Origin of the sequence: Limnohabitans sp. Rim8, from assembly GCF_945869175.1 — a bacterium.
Classification (GTDB): Bacteria; Pseudomonadota; Gammaproteobacteria; order Burkholderiales; family Burkholderiaceae_C; genus Limnohabitans_A.
The window spans coordinates 1-15,681 of record NZ_CAMBNZ010000027.1 but is presented as its reverse complement, the minus strand read 5'-3'; the positions used below and the strand labels follow the sequence as shown (position 1 = coordinate 15,681).

Sequence of the window (15,681 nt, the reverse complement as noted above, 5' to 3'; positions counted from 1 at the left end):
ACACCTAAGCTCTGGGTCACTGCGCCATGAAATGGATCACCCGCTGTACCGCTTGTGGTGTGACTTACACGGTTGTTTCAGATCAGCTGAAAGTGGCGCAAGGTTGGTTGCGCTGCGGGCAATGTCAACACGCGTTTGACAGCACAGGCTTGGTTTTGAAATGGGTGCCTGAAGCTTGCAATCCCGAGCCCACCTGGGCCACGGAAAAAACCGCCGAGCGCTTGGACATTGACGACTTGCTCATGCAAGAAGACAGGTCTGCCCCGCAGTCTGCGGTCACCGCTTTTGAAGAGGCTTTGTCAAACTTTAAAGCTCAGCCCTTGACTTCGACGCCGACTGCGCCACCCGCCGAGGTTTTTGGCATGCCCTTTGGTGCTTTGTTGACCCCCAATGCTGTGCCTGAAGATCAGCCCGCCGTTTTGACACCCCCATCACCGTTTGGTTGGCCCATGGTCGTTGTATGGAGTCTTCTGTTGGCACTGGCCCTCCAATGGATTTGGGCTGGGCGTTACCCATTGATGGCGGTTGAACCGTCCTTGGCCAAGCCTTTTGAATCGGTCTGCCGCCTGCTAGGTTGCGAGATGGTGCCACCGGCCGTGCCAGAGGGTGTGGTCATTGAAAACTCCAGCATGACACCGCGCGATGGCGGTCTGGCCTTGCTTTGGTCTGTGCGCAACGTGACCCCGCAGACTGTGGAAATGCCCGCATTGGAGCTGACATGGCTGGATGCGCAGGACAAGACCTTGGTTCGCAGGGTGTTACAGCCAACCGAACAAAATGCACCCTCTGCCTTAGCGCCAGGTCAAGTCTGGAGTGGCCAACTGCTGCTTTTGCCTACTGAAGGCTTGCAACCTTTGGGCTACCGATTGGCCATTTTTTATCCCTGATCTCTCCAGCCCCAAACAATTCACTGAGCAGACGAGCGATCACAAAAAAGCCCAACACTGTTGCCAGTGTTGGGCTTTGCGCTACTTGCGTCGAACGGGGTTGAATCAGGGCTTGGCGGCCGAGGGGAACGGCCATGCAGCTTGAGGATTCAGCGTTGTTTGTGCAGCGGGAGCAGCGGGAGCTTTGGATGCCTTCTTTGCAGCAGGCTTTTTAGCAGCCTTTTTCACAGCAGGCTTTTTAGCAGCTGGTTTTTTGGCCGCTGTTTTCTTGGCGGCTGCTTTTTTTGCGGGAGCGGCTTTTTTGGCTGCTGGCTTTTTAGCGGCTGCGGCTTTAGGAGCTGCTTTTTTAGCGGGAGCGGCTTTTTTGGCTGCTGGCTTTTTAGCGGCTACTTTTTTAGCTGCTGGCGTTTTGGCAGCAACAGCTTTTTTGGCTGGAGCGGCTTTTTTAGCAGCAGGCTTCTTGGCTGCAGCTACTTTTTTAGCGACAGGTTTCTTGGCCGCGACGGCCTTCTTTGCGGGAGCAGCTTTTTTTGCCGCTACTTTTTTTGCAGTTGCCATGATTTTCTCCTTGATCAAGTTGAGAACTCAACGGAAAGGGAACGCTTGGTGCTTGTTGGATTGCACAAAGCGATCCATGGTGCTGAGGCAACCCTCAACACCATGAACGCAGAAAAGCCACAATGCCCACGGCCCGAAGGCAATGAGGCGTGTGGCTTGTAGAGAGGGGACATTCGAGGGGTGTTCAGAAAATCAGTCCCAGGACAAGGCCCCGCCAGTTTGGTACTCAATGACCCGGGTTTCAAAAAAATTACGTTCTTTTTTCAGGTCAATCATTTCACTCATCCAGGGGAAAGGGTTTTCTTCGTTAGGGAAGAGTGCCTCCAAACCAATCTGGGTGGCGCGGCGGTTCGCGATGTAACGCAAATAGCCTTTGAACATGGACGCGTTCATGCCCAGCACGCCACGGGGCATGGTGTCTTCGGCGTAACGGTATTCCAATTCAACAGCGTGCAAGAACAGTTCCTTGATTTCTGCCTTGAACTCTGTCGTCCAAAGTTGTGGATTTTCATGCTTGATGGTGTTGATCATGTCAATACCGAAGTTGCAGTGCATGGATTCGTCGCGCAAGATGTACTGGTACTGCTCAGCGGCGCCCGTCATTTTATTTTGACGACCCAAGGCCAAAATCTGGGTGAAACCCACATAAAAGAACAAGCCTTCCATCAAGCAAGCAAACACGATCAAGGACTTGAGCAAAGTTTGATCAGTCTCTTGCGTGCCGGTCTTGAAGTGCGGGTCCATGATCACGTTGATGAACGGGATCAGGAACTCGTCCTTGTCGCGGATGGATTTGACTTCGTTGTAAGCGTTGAAGATCTCGCTTTCGTCCAAGCCCAATGACTCTGTGATGTATTGATAAGCGTGTGTGTGAATCGCTTCTTCAAAGGCTTGGCGCAATAAGAATTGACGGCACTCGGGCGCGGTGATGTGGCGGTAAGTGCCTAGCGTGATGTTATTGGCAGCCAAAGAATCTGCAGTCACAAAGAAACCGAGGTTGCGCTTGACCATGCGGCGCTCGTCTTCGGTCAGACCATTGGGGTCTTTCCACAAAGCGATGTCACGGGTCATGTTCACTTCTTGTGGCATCCAGTGGTTGGCGCAAGTGGCTAGGTATTTCTCCCAAGCCCATTTGTATTTGAACGGCACCAACTGGTTGACATCGGTCTGACCATTGATGATGCGTTTGTCTGCCGCATTCATGCGGCGGGGAACTGCGGCAGGTGATGCGGTGGCAAACGCTGTCGGTGCATCAGCGCCAGTGAAAGAAGGCAGCACGGATGGCGATGCGGGTTTGACTTGTTCGTCCCAGGACAACATAAAAATTCCAGTTCTCAAATTATGAAAGCAAGCGTGAGAAATTCAAAGAAACGAGTCACTATTTCGATGCGTAGCAACGCGAAGTGTTGTGCAATTGCATCGCACTTGGCTTGTCACAGCAAAGTGCAATGCTTTTCAAATCATTGACAAGCTTCACAGCCCACGTCGTCGATGGCCACGAACTTGACGTCGGTCGCAGATGATGTGTTCATGGTGGCTTGAACTGCTGCTGCAGCAGTTTCAGCGGCGTTCATACCCGAAGAAGAAACGGCATTGTGCGAGCCCGAATTCACGGTGGATTTTTCAACTTGCGTGGCACTGGATGTGCGCAGATAGTAGGTGGTTTTGAGACCACGCAACCATGCCAGTTTGTAGGTGTCATCGAGTTTTTTGCCCGATGCGCCGGCCATGTAAATGTTAAGCGATTGTGCTTGGTCAATCCACTTCTGGCGACGCGCAGCAGCCTCAACCAACCAAGTGGTCTCCACTTCAAACGCTGTGGCATACAAGGACTTGATTTCTTGCGGTACACGATCGATTGGGCGTAAGGAGCCGTCGAAGTGTTTCAAGTCCATGACCATCACATCGTCCCACAGACCCAGGCGTTTCAAGTCACGCACCAAGTACCCGTTGATCACGGTGAATTCACCCGACAAGTTGGACTTGACCGACAGGTTGCCAAAGCAAGGCTCGATCGACGCGTCCACACCGATGATGTTGGAGATGGTGGCGGTGGGTGCAATGGCCACGCAGTTGGAGTTGCGCATGCCGTCAGTGGAAATCTTCTGGCGCAGCAAGTCCCAATCGAGTGTGGACGAGCGGTCCACTTCGACATAACCACCACGCTCGTGCTCCAGCAGTTTCAGAGTGTCCAAAGGCAAGATGCCTTGATCCCACAAAGAGCCCTTATAGCTCGCATACTGACCGCGCTCTTTGGCCAGTTCGGTGGAGGCCCAATAAGCGTAGTAACAAATCGCTTCCATCGATTGGTCTGCGAACTCCACCGCCGCCTGAGAGGCGTAAGGGGTGCGCATCTCGTACAACGAGTCTTGGAAGCCCATGAGGCCAAGACCCACAGGGCGATGGCGCATGTTGGAGTCACGGGCCTTCTTGACGGCGTAATAGTTGATGTCGATCACGTTGTCCAGCATGCGCATGGCGATCGTGATGGTTCTTTTCAGTTTGTCATGGTCCAGCACTTTGCCATGGGCGCTGTCTTTCAAGTGGCGCGACAGGTTCACAGAGCCCAAGTTGCACACGGCGGTTTCGGTGTCGCTGGTGTTGAGCGTGATTTCGGTGCACAGATTCGAGGAGTGCACAACGCCGACATGTTGCTGGGGTGAGCGCACATTGCAAGGATCTTTGAACGTGATCCAAGGGTGGCCCGTTTCGAACAACATCGAGAGCATCTTGCGCCACAGGTCTGTCGCAGGCACGGTTTTACTGGGGCGAATTTCACCGCGTTCGGCTTTCTGTTCGTAGGCCACATAGGCTTTTTCGAAGGCCAGGCCAAACAAGTCATGTAGATCTGGCACATCAGAAGGCGAGAACAAGGTCCAGTTGCCTTTTTCCATGACGCGGCGCATGAACAAGTCGGGAATCCAGTTGGCCGTGTTCATGTCGTGTGTGCGGCGACGGTCATCGCCGGTGTTCTTGCGCAGTTCCAAAAACTCTTCAATGTCCAGGGGCCAGGTTTCCAGGTAGGCGCAGACCGCGCCCTTGCGCTTGCCGCCTTGGTTGACCGCCACGGCGGTGTCGTTGACGACTTTCAGGAAAGGCACCACACCTTGCGATTCGCCGTTGGTGCCTTTGATGTGGGCACCCAAGGCTCGCACAGGTGTCCAGTCGTTACCCAAGCCACCCGCAAATTTAGACAGCAAGGCGTTTTCCTTGATGGCGTCATAGATGCCGCCCAGATCGTCGGGCACGGTGGTCAGGTAGCAGCTCGACAACTGTGAGCGCAAAGTGCCGCTGTTGAAGAGGGTTGGCGTGGACGACATGAAATCAAACGAAGACAGGATCTCGTAGAACTCGATGGCACGGGCTTCGCGGTTGATTTCATTGAGCGACAAGCCCATGGCCACGCGCATGAAGAAAGCTTGGGGCATCTCGATGCGGGTTTTTCGCACGTGCAGGAAGTAGCGGTCATACAGGGTCTGCAGGCCCAGGTAATCGAACTGCAGATCACGTTCTGGCTTGAGGGCTGAAGCCAATTGTTTCAGATCGAACTGCAACAATTTTTCATCAAGCAGCTCGTTGTCCACGCCTTTTTTGATGAATTGTGGAAAGTAATGGATGTATTCCTCGGCCATTTGGCTTTGGGGCACTTCTTTGCCCAAAATTTCTTTGGCAATGGTGTGCATCAGCAAACGGGCGGTCACATAGGTGTAATCCGGGTCTTTTTCGATCAAGGTACGTGAAGCGAGGATCGACGCTTTGTAGACCTCTTCCATGGGCACGCCGTCGTACAGGTTGCGCATGGTTTCGGCGACGATGGGCTCGGGGCTCACGTCTTTGCCCAAGCCGGCGCAGGCATTGACCATCAGGGTTTTGAGGTAATCGAGGTCCAGGGCCACGCGTTGGCCACCATCGATCACATGCAAGCTGGGGGTGCTGGGCTGGGGGGCTGATTCTTGTTGGTGTTGGGCGCGCTCTTGGGTGCGGCGCTCACGGTAAAGCACATAGGCACGAGCGACTTCGTGGTTGCTGCTGCGCATCAAACCCAGCTCGACTTGGTCTTGCACATCTTCAATATGAAAAGTACCGCCAGCAGGACGTGAACGCACCAAAGCGCGGACCACGTTTTGGGTCAATTCTTCGACCACTTCGCGCACGCTGGCCGAAGCTGCACCTTGGGTTCCATGGACCGCCAGAAAGGCTTTCATCAGAGCCACGGCGATTTTGTTGGGCTCAAACGGTACCACTGCGCCGTTGCGGCGAATGATCTGGTAGTGGGTCAGTGCTTGCAGGCTGGGTGTGCCTGGGGAAACTGCTTCGGGTTGGCGCATCAAAGCGGGAGATGAGGCCGCGATGTTCAGGTCTGTTTGCATGGTCATAGATATGGTTTTTATATGGGGTCTTGGGGTCTGGGCAAAGCGCTCCAACCGGCGCTCAATGATGTGGTGGAAATTTGTATGGGACACTATATCTGGTGTCTGGCATCTGCACAAGCCACTACAGGTAGTGTACCGGGCTGTTTTGTCAGTTTCTCGGTGCTTCACCCAATGAGGGGGGTGGCAAGCACGTTTCATCTTCTGAAAAAGCGGCTTGGGAGGCCTGATTTGATGGGCTTTGTGGATGCTCTTTCAAGCCACATATGGCTTGTGAAGCACTTTGCCGCAGCGCGCCTTGATGGCATGCGAATGTCTGGAATCTGTCGGTTGGACCTTCTCGTGTCCAATGGGCTGGAAGAGTCAGTCTGTCGGTCGAAATTATTTTTTGGCGCATCGCCAAATTCGACGATCAAGGGAAGGCTTGAGGTGGAAAGTCCAGCAGTTTTTGAAGGCGTGGCCATTCAAAGCCTGGCCCAGGGTCGAGTTTCCGGCCAGGGGCAATGTGCTCATGCCCTGCGACATGGGCAATGGGGTAGTGTTGTTTGAGCTCATGGCACAGCTTGGCCAAGCATTGGTACTGGGCGTCTTCAAAGCGATCACCCTCTAAGCCTTCTAACTCAATACCCACCGAATCGTCGTTGCAATTGCTTTTGCCCCTGTATTGAGAGGCGCCTGCATGCCAGGCGCGGTGGTTGCAGCTGATGAATTGCCAGAGCGAGCCGTCGCGTTGAATATAGAAGTGGGACGACACCTCCAAGCCCCGAATGCCTTGAAAGTAGGGGTGTTCGTCCCAGTCGAGCTGGTTGGTGAAGAGCCTTTGCACCGCGTCGCCACCGTATTGGCCTGGGGGCAAGCTGATGGAGTGGACCACGATCAGGTCGATAAGTACCCCATCAGGGCGCAGTCCGAAATTGGGGGATGCCAAGCACTGGGCTTGTGGATGCCAGCCTTCACGCCAAAGTGGAGAGGTCAAACCAAGGGGCATAGGGCCGCGTGGTCGACTCAGACCGGGTTACGGTCATGTGCGGCAGCCCGGTGGTCGGTGCTGCAGTAAAGCCCTTTTTGGCCTGAAACGGCTTCATCTTGAGGTAAATGGAGACCGCATTGGGCGCAAGTGACCATTTCAGAGGGTGTGGACGCCTCAGGTTTGGAAGGAGTTGGGGGTGACTTGGGTGCCCGTCCCCGCTTGACGGCCCAGATGACCACCAACACCAACAACAAGATCAGCAGGTATTTCATCCCAAGCGCCCCAACATGATTTCCATGACAAAACGTGAACCTGCATAAGACAGAAGCAGCAAACCTGCGCCAATATAAAGGACTCTGACTGCTCTGCGACCACGCCAGCCCCATTGGCTGCGTCCGATCAGCAAGACCGTAAAGGTCAGCCAGGACAACATGGCAAAAATGGTTTTGTGATCCCAGCGCCAATGCCCTTGTCCTTGACCGTAAAGGGCTTCACCAAAGAAAAAGCCAGCCACCAAGGTGGCTGTCAGCAGCGCAAAGCCTGCCGAGACGAACCGAAACGTGAGTCGCTCCAGCGTCAACAGCGGCAAACCGCTGTCGGCATCTTGGGCCATTCGGATGTCGTGCTCGGCCCGCGTCATCATCCACGCATGCACCACTGCGGCAGCAAACATGCCATAAGCCGACAAACCCAAAGCCCAGTGCAATGGCAACCATGCCGAAGCTTGTGCCGACAAGGGCGTGCCCGGGAAAAACCAAGCCAGCACCACAGCGACGCTGCCCAAGCCCCCCATGGCCCATCGCGCTTTGAATTTGGGGAAAAACTGGCTTTCCACCATGTAGGCCGTCACCACCAGCCATGCCGTCACCGAGATGGCCGGTGCAAACCCAAAACGGACCGGACCAGCCAAGAGGCTCAGCAAAGCCACGGCGTGAGCGACCCAGGCCAGACCGAGCAGGCGGCGCGCATGGTTGTCGTTCATGCGTCCGGCCGCCAGCGCTGGAAAGCCGTAGGCCAAAGCAGCCACTGCCGTGGCCGGCAGCATCCAAAATGGGGGACTCGCTAAAATCATGGGTCCGAGTTTATCCTTTCAGGTGACGCCAAAGGGGCTTCACCACCACGGTAAACCGGTTATTTCTGGACCCCCCATGGCCTCCGCCCTGACCGACAAACTCTCGCGCCTCGTCAAGACCCTCAGCGGACAGGCCCGCATCACCGAATCCAACGTGGCCGACATGTTGCGTGAGGTGCGCATGGCCCTGCTGGAAGCGGACGTGGCCTTGCCTGTGGTGCGCGACTTCATCGCCCGGGTGAAAGACAAAGCCTTGGGCCAAGAGGTCATGGGCTCTTTGAAGCCCGGCCAGGCGCTGGTGGGCGTGGTCAACCGCGAGTTGGCCGCTACCATGGGTGAAGGCGTTTCCGACATCAATCTGGCGGCGCAGCCGCCTGCGGTGATCCTGATGGCCGGTTTGCAAGGTGCTGGCAAAACCACCACCACCGCCAAGCTGGCCAAGCACTTGATTGAAAAACGAAAAAAGAAAGTGCTGACGGTTTCGGGCGACGTTTACCGCCCTGCGGCCATTGAGCAGCTCAAAACCGTCACTGCGCAAGCTGGAGCCGAGTGGTTCCCCAGCTCCCCCGACCAAAAGCCGATCGACATTGCCCGCGCCGCCATTGACTTTGCCCGCAAGCACTTTTTTGACGTGCTGCTGGTGGACACCGCTGGCCGTCTGGCCATTGACGAAGCCCTGATGGCCGAGATCAAGGCGTTGCATGCTGAATTGAAACCCGTTGAAACCCTGTTTGTGGTGGACGCCATGCAAGGCCAGGATGCGGCCAACACGGCCAAGGCCTTCAGCGAGGCTTTGCCACTCACAGGCATTGTGTTGACCAAATTGGATGGCGATTCACGCGGTGGTGCTGCCTTGTCGGTGCGCCAGATCACGGGCGTGCCCATCAAATTTGCGGGTACCAGCGAGAAGATCGACGGACTGGAAGTCTTTGACGCCGAGCGCCACGCTGGACGCATTCTGGGCATGGGCGACATCGTGGCGCTGGTGGAGCAGGTCACTGCAGGCGTGGACATGGAAGCCGCGCAAAAGTTGGCGGCCAATGTCAAGAGCGGCGGCGGTTTTGATTTGAATGACTTTTTGGCCCAAATTCAGCAGATGAAGCAAATGGGCGGGCTGTCAAGCCTGATGGACAAATTGCCTTCCCAGATGACCGCCAAGGCTGGTGCGATGGACATGGACAAGGTCGAGAAAGACATTGGCCGCAAGCAAGGCATCATCCACAGCATGACACCCAAAGAGCGCAGCAAGCCCGAGCTGATCAAAGCCACCCGCAAGCGCCGGATTGCCGCCGGTGCTGGCGTTCAGGTGCAAGACGTGAACCGTATGCTCAAGGAGTTTGAGCAGATGCAGGACATGATGAAAAAAATGTCTGGCGGCGGCATGATGAAGATGATGAAACGCATGGGTGCCATGAAAGGCATGATGGGCGGCGGCGGGGGCTTCCCCGGCATGCCGCGCTGACCTTTACAAACGGCCATTCGATGCACCGACTCTTCATTTACGGCACCTTGATGCCCGGTTTGCGCCTGGAAGCCGAAATGAACGGCGCAAAACTTCTGGCTAACGCCCAGGTGGCGGGCCGGCTGGTCGATGTCGGCCGATACCCAGGCTTTTTGCAAGACCAGCCCCCCGGGGACGGACGGGTCTTTGGTGAGGTCTATGCAGTCGACGAGGGGCACTTGGCCCGTCTGGATGCGGTGGAAGACATGGTGCCCGGCGACCGCGCCGCGTCGCAATACTGGCGCGAAGAAGTGATGGTGGTCAGTGGCCCGCTGCAAGGCCAGTCTGTGCAGACCTATGTCTACAACCGTCCTGTGGACGGTTGCACGCCCATCGCGCATGGCGATTACCGCCGTTACATCCGCGAAGTTGGGCGCAAATCCTGAAAAAACCAGCGGATCAGTCCTGGATCACCAACTCCCCACGCAGCGAGTGCGACAGGCCCTGGGTGATGCGCACATCGGCCATCTGACCGATCAGTCGGTCCATGTGGGGGCCGCCCGGGAAGTTGACCACCCGGTTGCACTCGGTGCGGCCGGCCAACTCGGTCGTATCCTTGCGTGAAGGGCGCTCCACCAAAATGCGTTGTACCGTGCCCACGCGGCTGTTGCCGATGCGCTGCACGTTGTCTTCGATGGTCGCTTGCAGGTGGTGCAGGCGGCGCAATTTGTCGGCGTGCGGTGTGTCGTCGTGCAGGTTGGCCGCAGGCGTGCCGGGGCGGGGACTGAAGATAAAACTGAAACTCGTGTCAAAGCCCACATCGGTGATCAGCTTCATCATCTTGTGGAAGTCCTCCTCGGTCTCGCCGGGGAAGCCCACGATGAAATCGCTGCTGAGCGACATGTCGGGGCGGATTGCCCGCAGCTTGCGGATCGTGCTCTTGTATTCCATGGCGGTGTAGCCGCGCTTCATGGCCATCAAAATGCGGTCCGATCCGTGCTGCACCGGCAAGTGCAGATGGCTCACCAGCTTGGGAATTTTCTCGTACGCGTCGATCAGGCGCTGGGTGAACTCATTGGGGTGGCTGGTCACGTAGCGGATGCGCTCGATGCCAGGCATGTCGGCCACGTATTCCAGCAACAAGGCAAAGTCGGCAATGTCTGCCGTGCCACCCATCTTGCCCCGGTAAGCGTTCACGTTTTGGCCCAGCAGGGTGATTTCTTTCACGCCATGCGCAGCCAGACCGGCGATTTCGACCAGCACATCTTCAAAGGGGCGCGACACTTCTTCGCCCCGGGTGTAAGGCACCACGCAGTAGCTGCAATATTTGCTGCAACCTTCCATGATCGACACAAAGGCGGTGGCACCGTCCACCTTGGCGGGTGGCAGGTGATCGAACTTTTCAATCTCAGGGAAGCTGATGTCCACCTGCGGGCGCTGCTTGCGCTCGCGCTCATTCAGCAACTCCGGCAGGCGGTGCAGGGTCTGCGGGCCAAACACCACGTCCACATAAGGCGCGCGCTTGATGATTTCGGCCCCCTCCTGGCTGGCCACGCAGCCGCCCACGCCAATCAGCACGCCCTTGGCTTTGAGGTGTTGCACCCGGCCCAGATCGCTGAAGACTTTTTCTTGTGCCTTCTCGCGCACCGAGCAGGTGTTGAACAAAATCAGGTCGGCCTCGTCCACGTCCTGCGTGGGCACATAGCCCTGGGCCGCACCCAGCACATCGGCCATCTTGTCCGAGTCGTACTCGTTCATCTGGCAGCCAAAGGTTTTGATGAAGACCTTCTTGCTCATGCGGCCTCCACGGCGTTCAAGGAGGTGATGAAGTCAAGGCAAAGCAAAGCACGCCCGAAAAGGGCCAAAGTGCAGCGGTTCATGGTGTAGATCCAGAGGCTGTGAAAAAGAAAAGCGCTGATGCACTTTAGAATTTGCTGATTATCGCAGGCGTTCAGGATGCCTAAAGTTCTCTGAATGGGGCCGCCTCGCTGCACCCGATCTTCAGTGCCTTGGTTCAACGTTCATGCGAGTTTGCCGTACATATAAAAACCTAAATGACCAAGTCATGGGCGAACTGCAGCCCATGACTTTGCGTCAAACTTTCATTGCAACTCGAACCCTGAATCCCTGATGACCGGGCCCCAGTGCAGGGTGGCTGAGCTGACCCATTCTTGCAGTTGGGCCGGGTTGGCATAGGTGGCCACATTGCCCAATTTGGAGAGCCTTTCAACGACTTCTGGGTCGGCCAATGCGGTGGCCACCGAGCGGCTGAAGCGGTCCACAAACGCTGGGGGCAAGCCCTTGGGGCCAAAAAATGCCAGCCATGGATTTTTGTCCACACCCTTGATGCCCAGCTCCTGGAAGGTGGGGATGTCTGGTGCCGATTTGGCGCGCGTTGTACCCGAGACGGCCATGACATGCATTTTTCCACTGCGGTGGTGTTCGATGGATTCGGTCAGTGACAAAAAGGCGGCAGGCACTTGCCCGCCCAGCAGATCTTGAACCAAGGGCGCACCACCCCTGTAGGGCACAGCCACCATGGGGGTACCCAGCGACTTACCCACCAGCAGCCCTGCAAATTGCGGCACGCTGCCCACTGCAGGAATGCCGTAATTGGCCTTGCCCGGGTTGGCTTTGAGCCAAGCACCCAATTCAGCCGGTGTTTTGACGCCTATGGCGCTGGTCAGTGCCATCACGTTGTAGTAACTCGCGACACCAGCCAGGGCTGTGAAGTCCTTGAGCGGGTCATACCCGGGAGCCTTGAAGGTCAGCGGAATGATCACATGCGAGTGGTCGATGGTCAGCATCACCGTGGCACCGTCTGGCGCAGCAGCCTTGAGTTGTTGCGTGGCGACCATGCCGCCAGCGCCGGGTTTGTTGTCCACAATGACGGGCTGGTTCATGATCACACGCAATTTATCGCCCATGATGCGTGCCACCACATCGGTGGCACCTCCGGGCGGGAATCCCACCACGATGCGGACCGTGCCGTTGTAATCGGCAGCATTTGCGGGCCATGGCAGAGCCATGAACAGCAGAAAAAATGAACATGTCAGGCGCTGGAGCAGTTTCATAAGGATCTCCTGGTGAGTGGGGTGGAAGGCAGGGGTGAAAGATCTTGGGGGGCCTGGTCAGACCGAACGTATTGGTTGATTTCGTCTTGGGCCTGGAGTGCTGCCGGGCGTTTTTCGGGCGGGCCAAAACCGCCACCGCCGGGCAATTCAATGCACAGTCGGCCCCTATCGGGGATGTGGATGGTGCTTTTGTCTTCATGGGGGTGCAAATCGCCGCTGGCCGACAGGATCTCGACCCGTCCCGGTGCCCCTGGCAGTCCACCGTTGCGACCGCGGGCAGGGTGGGCGCGGCGGTCAAAGGTGGCTGCCGAGCATTCAAACCCCAGGGCGTCCCGGGTGCCAATCACAATGCGTTGGCTCAGGCCGCCACGCCATTGCCCGGCGCCACCCGAGTTTTGCAAATACGCTTTTTCCCAGAAGACCAGCGGTGATTGCGCCTCGGTGATTTCAACCGGGATGCCACCTACGCCACTGGGAAAAGCGGTGGTCGATAAACCGTCTTTGGTGGGCCGTGCACCGGTGCCACCCAGACCGACACTCATGACATTGAAGGCCGGGCCTTGCGCTGCATCCCGGCTCATGGCCAGCACCCAGATGCTGCCTGCCGATTCGGCGGGCACTTGGCCGTTCAGGGCCTGCGCCAGACAGCCAAACATCAGGTCGGGGAGCATTTGTCCGATCACATGGCGAGCCGTGACTGGACTTGGGCGCTGGGGATGGACGATGCTGCCCTCGGGGGCGAACACTTCGAAGGGGGCCAAAGAACCCGCGTTGTTGGGCACTTCGGGCGCAATCAGGCATTTGAGGCCGAAAACCGAATAAGCATCGCTGTAACACTTGGGCGAGTTGATGCCCATTCGCGAGGCGGCGCAAGTACCGTCGTAATCCACTTGGATGCGTTCGCCTTGCTTGCGCAAGGTAGCCACCAGAGTGACGGGGTGTTCATAACCGTCAATGGTCATGTCAGATCGCCACTGCCCATCGGGCAGCCGCGCGATGGCTTCTCGGGTGGCACTGGCCGATTGATCAAGAATGTGCTCGGCCAAAGCGTCCAGATGCGCCAGTTTGAACTCGCGCATCATCTCGATCAGGCGGCGACTGCCCACTTCGTTGCTGCTGACCAGCGACAGGATGTCACCCCTTGCCTCAATGGGGTTGCGTGAGTTGGCCTGGATGATGGCCAGCACATCTTCATTGAGCGTCCCGGCACGCACCAGTTTGAGGTGGGGAATGCAGGTGCCCTCTTCGAACACGGAGGCGGCATCGGCCGTGAAGCCGCGCCCCCCCACGTCGATGGTGTGGCAGGTGGATGCAAACAAGGCAACCGGACGTTGGTCCATGAACACGGGGGTCACCACCACAAAATCAAACAGATGACCGGTCCCCATCCACGGGTCGTTGGTCACCAGCACATCGCCAGCGGTCAGACTTTCCAGAGGAAACCTTTGCAGAAAATGAGCCACCGCCACCGCCATGGTGTTGACGTGACCGGGTGTGCCTGTGACCGCCTGGGCCAGCATGCGCCCCTGTGTGTCGTAAACGCCGGCTGACAGGTCTCCCGCCTCTCGTGCCACCGATCCAAAAGCGGTGCGCAGCAATGCCTGCGCTTGCTCTTCGACTACGGAAATCAAACGGTTCCACATCACCTGGGTGCGAATCGCGTGCAGCATCTGTGTGCTCATGCTTGGACCTCCATCATCAAATGGCCTTGTTCATCGAGCCGCGCCACCCAGCCAGCAGGGATCACGATCGTGGTTTCATCTTCTGCCACCAGGGCAGGCCCGGTGATGTGCTCTCGGGTCCGCAGGTCAAAGCGCCAGTGCAAGCCGAAGGGACGCTGTTCGCCCAGCGCAGGCTCCCAAACAGGGCGTGTTGACACGACATCGCGTTGCTGGATGCTGGGTGGCAATGCGACAGCTTGCGCTGCTTGGGGCTCGGTAGAGACGGTGACCGACCAAGTGACCACCTCGACGTCGCAATCGGGAATGCGCAGCCCGTAAATTTGTTCATAAGCGGTTTCAAAACCCTCCACCAGCGCCTCGAGGGAGCCCCTGACGATGGGTCCGTCCTTTGGCGGGGGCAGGCGCACCCGCAGTTCATGGCCCTGTCCGACATAACGCAGCTCGGCCAGTCTGAGCACATGCAGTGTGGCGCCTGCGTTGGCCGTTTGCACCACGGCCAGTGCTTCGTCATGCATGGCCTGCAGACGGTCCTCGACCCCTTGGGCGTCTATCTTCAACAAGACCGACAGATCGCTGCGCACGACTTCAAAGGCCACGGGGGCACGCAAAAAACCAATGGCCGAACCCACGCCTGCACCTGCGGGCACCATCACCCGCGTGATCCCCAGCTTTTGAGCCAATCGACCCGCATGCAAAGGCGCAGCGCCACCAAACGCCACCATGGTGAAGTTCTCCAGGTCTTGCCCGCGTTCTATGGCGTGAACACGGGCCGCATTGGCCATGTTTTCTTCAACCATCTCGCTCATGCCCGCTGCCGCCCAAAAAGCGTCCATGCCCAACGCTTGGCCGATGTGGGTGCTTAAGGCTTGCCTGGACAAAGCGCCATCGAGCGGCATGCGGCCTGCAGCAAAGCGATCGGGGTCGATGCGGCCCAACACCAGGTTGGCGTCTGTCACGGCAGGCTGTTCGCCGCCTCGCCCATAACAAGCCGGTCCGGGCTCGGAGCCGCAGGATTATGGCCCGACGGTGATGCGCTGCATGGCATCGACTCGACCGATGGAGCCGCCCCCCGCGCCAATTTCCACCAGCTCGATGACGGGAATGCGCATGGGCAAACCGCTGCCTTTGAGGTTTTTCCAGACCCGGCCGACTTCGAAGCGGCGAGACCTTTCAGGCTGGCCATCGTTGATCAGGCAAATCTTGGCGGTGGTGCCGCCCATGTCGAAGGCCAGGACCTTGTCCAAGCCGCATTCGCGTGCCAGATGTGCGGCGAGAATGGCACCGCCAGCAGGGCCGGACTCGACCAGCCGAATCGGAAAGCGTGCGGCCAGCTCCAGCGTGGTCAGTCCCCCGCCAGACATCATCAACAGCAGTGGACACAGCAGGCCTTTTTGGCGGATGCTTTCTTGCAGCCGAAGGAGGTAGCTGCCCATCAACGGGCGTACGTAGGCGTTGGCTACGGTGGTCGAAAAACGCTCGTATTCCCTAATTTCGGGGCACACCTGCGACGACAGACAAATGCTGACCTGAGGCCCAAGGATGGCGGCCAGGATGTCGCGTGCGCGCTCTTCATGTGCAGGGTGGGCCCAAGCGTGCATGAAGCCAATGGCCACCGCTTCGATGTGGG

At 57.5% G+C, this 15,681-nt stretch carries 13 protein-coding genes and 1 pseudogene; 3 read left to right on the top strand and 11 right to left on the bottom strand.

Going from position 1 to position 15,681, the window contains the following annotated elements; all coding sequences use genetic code 11:
* The first annotated feature begins 26 nt into the window (after positions 1-26).
* Positions 27-887 (top strand): zinc-ribbon and DUF3426 domain-containing protein, encoded by an 861-nt coding sequence (locus tag Q0O19_RS06170; protein WP_295521010.1) that lies wholly within the window; start codon positions 27-29, stop codon positions 885-887.
* 105 nt (positions 888-992) lie between these two features.
* Here Q0O19_RS06170 and Q0O19_RS06165 read toward each other — a convergent pair whose 3' ends face one another.
* The 6 genes from Q0O19_RS06165 to ccsA all read right to left on the bottom strand — a co-directional run bounded on the left by Q0O19_RS06165 (position 993) and on the right by ccsA (position 7,857).
* Positions 993-1,445: a histone H1-like DNA-binding protein gene (locus tag Q0O19_RS06165; protein ID WP_295521041.1), complete on the bottom strand. Its 453-nt coding sequence runs from the start codon at positions 1,443-1,445 to the stop codon at positions 993-995.
* Between the two features lie 192 nt (positions 1,446-1,637).
* Positions 1,638-2,765 carry a ribonucleotide-diphosphate reductase subunit beta gene (locus tag Q0O19_RS06160; protein ID WP_295521008.1) on the bottom strand — a complete coding sequence of 376 codons (1,128 nt, stop codon included), beginning with the start codon at positions 2,763-2,765 and terminating at the stop codon, positions 1,638-1,640.
* 140 nt (positions 2,766-2,905) lie between these two features.
* On the bottom strand, positions 2,906-5,815 hold the full coding sequence (locus Q0O19_RS06155) for a ribonucleoside-diphosphate reductase subunit alpha (RefSeq protein WP_295521039.1): 2,910 nt from the start codon (positions 5,813-5,815) through the stop codon (positions 2,906-2,908).
* 412 nt (positions 5,816-6,227) lie between these two features.
* Entirely contained in the window at positions 6,228-6,791 is a 564-nt protein-coding gene (gene ampD / locus Q0O19_RS06150; RefSeq protein WP_295521006.1) for a 1,6-anhydro-N-acetylmuramyl-L-alanine amidase AmpD, read from the bottom strand.
* A 29-nt stretch (positions 6,792-6,820) separates the two neighbouring features.
* Positions 6,821-7,057: a PP0621 family protein gene (locus Q0O19_RS06145; RefSeq protein ID WP_295521004.1), complete on the bottom strand. Its 237-nt coding sequence runs from the start codon at positions 7,055-7,057 to the stop codon at positions 6,821-6,823.
* Positions 7,054-7,857, bottom strand: a complete 804-nt coding sequence (gene ccsA, locus Q0O19_RS06140) for a cytochrome c biogenesis protein CcsA (protein ID WP_295521001.1) — start codon at positions 7,855-7,857, stop codon at positions 7,054-7,056. The genes Q0O19_RS06145 and ccsA overlap by 4 nt, the downstream gene beginning before the upstream one ends.
* A 76-nt stretch (positions 7,858-7,933) precedes the next feature.
* Between ccsA and ffh the strand changes: the two genes are divergently transcribed.
* Positions 7,934-9,319: a signal recognition particle protein gene (gene ffh, locus Q0O19_RS06135; RefSeq protein ID WP_295520999.1), complete on the top strand. Its 1,386-nt coding sequence runs from the start codon at positions 7,934-7,936 to the stop codon at positions 9,317-9,319.
* A 20-nt stretch (positions 9,320-9,339) separates the two neighbouring features.
* On the top strand, positions 9,340-9,744 hold the full coding sequence (locus tag Q0O19_RS06130; protein WP_295520997.1) for a gamma-glutamylcyclotransferase: 405 nt from the start codon (positions 9,340-9,342) through the stop codon (positions 9,742-9,744).
* 13 nt (positions 9,745-9,757) lie between these two features.
* Here Q0O19_RS06130 and miaB read toward each other — a convergent pair whose 3' ends face one another.
* The 5 genes and pseudogenes from miaB to Q0O19_RS06105 all read right to left on the bottom strand — a co-directional run.
* A complete protein-coding gene (miaB, locus tag Q0O19_RS06125; RefSeq protein WP_295520996.1) occupies positions 9,758-11,095 on the bottom strand; it encodes a tRNA (N6-isopentenyl adenosine(37)-C2)-methylthiotransferase MiaB in 1,338 nt (445 codons plus the stop codon).
* A 305-nt stretch (positions 11,096-11,400) separates the two neighbouring features.
* Positions 11,401-12,372, bottom strand: coding sequence for a Bug family tripartite tricarboxylate transporter substrate binding protein (locus Q0O19_RS06120; RefSeq protein ID WP_295520994.1), 972 nt, complete (start codon positions 12,370-12,372; stop codon positions 11,401-11,403).
* Positions 12,369-14,054: a hydantoinase B/oxoprolinase family protein gene (locus Q0O19_RS06115; protein WP_295520993.1), complete on the bottom strand. Its 1,686-nt coding sequence runs from the start codon at positions 14,052-14,054 to the stop codon at positions 12,369-12,371. The genes Q0O19_RS06120 and Q0O19_RS06115 overlap by 4 nt, the downstream gene beginning before the upstream one ends.
* Positions 14,051-14,569, bottom strand: a complete 519-nt coding sequence (locus Q0O19_RS06110; RefSeq protein ID WP_295521037.1) for a hypothetical protein — start codon at positions 14,567-14,569, stop codon at positions 14,051-14,053. The genes Q0O19_RS06115 and Q0O19_RS06110 overlap by 4 nt, the downstream gene beginning before the upstream one ends.
* A gap of 132 nt (positions 14,570-14,701) precedes the next feature.
* Positions 14,702-15,487: pseudogene (locus tag Q0O19_RS06105) on the bottom strand (hydantoinase/oxoprolinase family protein); the annotation flags it as partial.
* Positions 15,488-15,681 lie beyond the last annotated feature (194 nt).

Excerpts from the sequence above, each read along its gene's own strand:
- Q0O19_RS06170 (WP_295521010.1), top strand. The coding sequence starts at position 27 with ATGAAATGGATCACCCGCTGTACCGCTTGTGGTGTGACTTACACGGTT.
- ffh (WP_295520999.1), top strand. The coding sequence starts at position 7,934 with ATGGCCTCCGCCCTGACCGACAAACTCTCGCGCCTCGTCAAGACCCTC.
- ccsA (WP_295521001.1), bottom strand. The coding sequence starts at position 7,857 with ATGATTTTAGCGAGTCCCCCATTTTGGATGCTGCCGGCCACGGCAGTG.
- Q0O19_RS06145 (WP_295521004.1), bottom strand. The coding sequence starts at position 7,057 with ATGAAATACCTGCTGATCTTGTTGTTGGTGTTGGTGGTCATCTGGGCC.
- Q0O19_RS06160 (WP_295521008.1), bottom strand. The coding sequence starts at position 2,765 with ATGTTGTCCTGGGACGAACAAGTCAAACCCGCATCGCCATCCGTGCTG.
- Q0O19_RS06120 (WP_295520994.1), bottom strand. The coding sequence starts at position 12,372 with ATGAAACTGCTCCAGCGCCTGACATGTTCATTTTTTCTGCTGTTCATG.
- Q0O19_RS06165 (WP_295521041.1), bottom strand. The coding sequence starts at position 1,445 with ATGGCAACTGCAAAAAAAGTAGCGGCAAAAAAAGCTGCTCCCGCAAAG.
- miaB (WP_295520996.1), bottom strand. The coding sequence starts at position 11,095 with ATGAGCAAGAAGGTCTTCATCAAAACCTTTGGCTGCCAGATGAACGAG.
- Q0O19_RS06155 (WP_295521039.1), bottom strand. The coding sequence starts at position 5,815 with ATGCAAACAGACCTGAACATCGCGGCCTCATCTCCCGCTTTGATGCGC.
- Q0O19_RS06130 (WP_295520997.1), top strand. The coding sequence starts at position 9,340 with ATGCACCGACTCTTCATTTACGGCACCTTGATGCCCGGTTTGCGCCTG.
- Q0O19_RS06110 (WP_295521037.1), bottom strand. The coding sequence starts at position 14,569 with ATGCATGACGAAGCACTGGCCGTGGTGCAAACGGCCAACGCAGGCGCC.
- Q0O19_RS06115 (WP_295520993.1), bottom strand. The coding sequence starts at position 14,054 with ATGAGCACACAGATGCTGCACGCGATTCGCACCCAGGTGATGTGGAAC.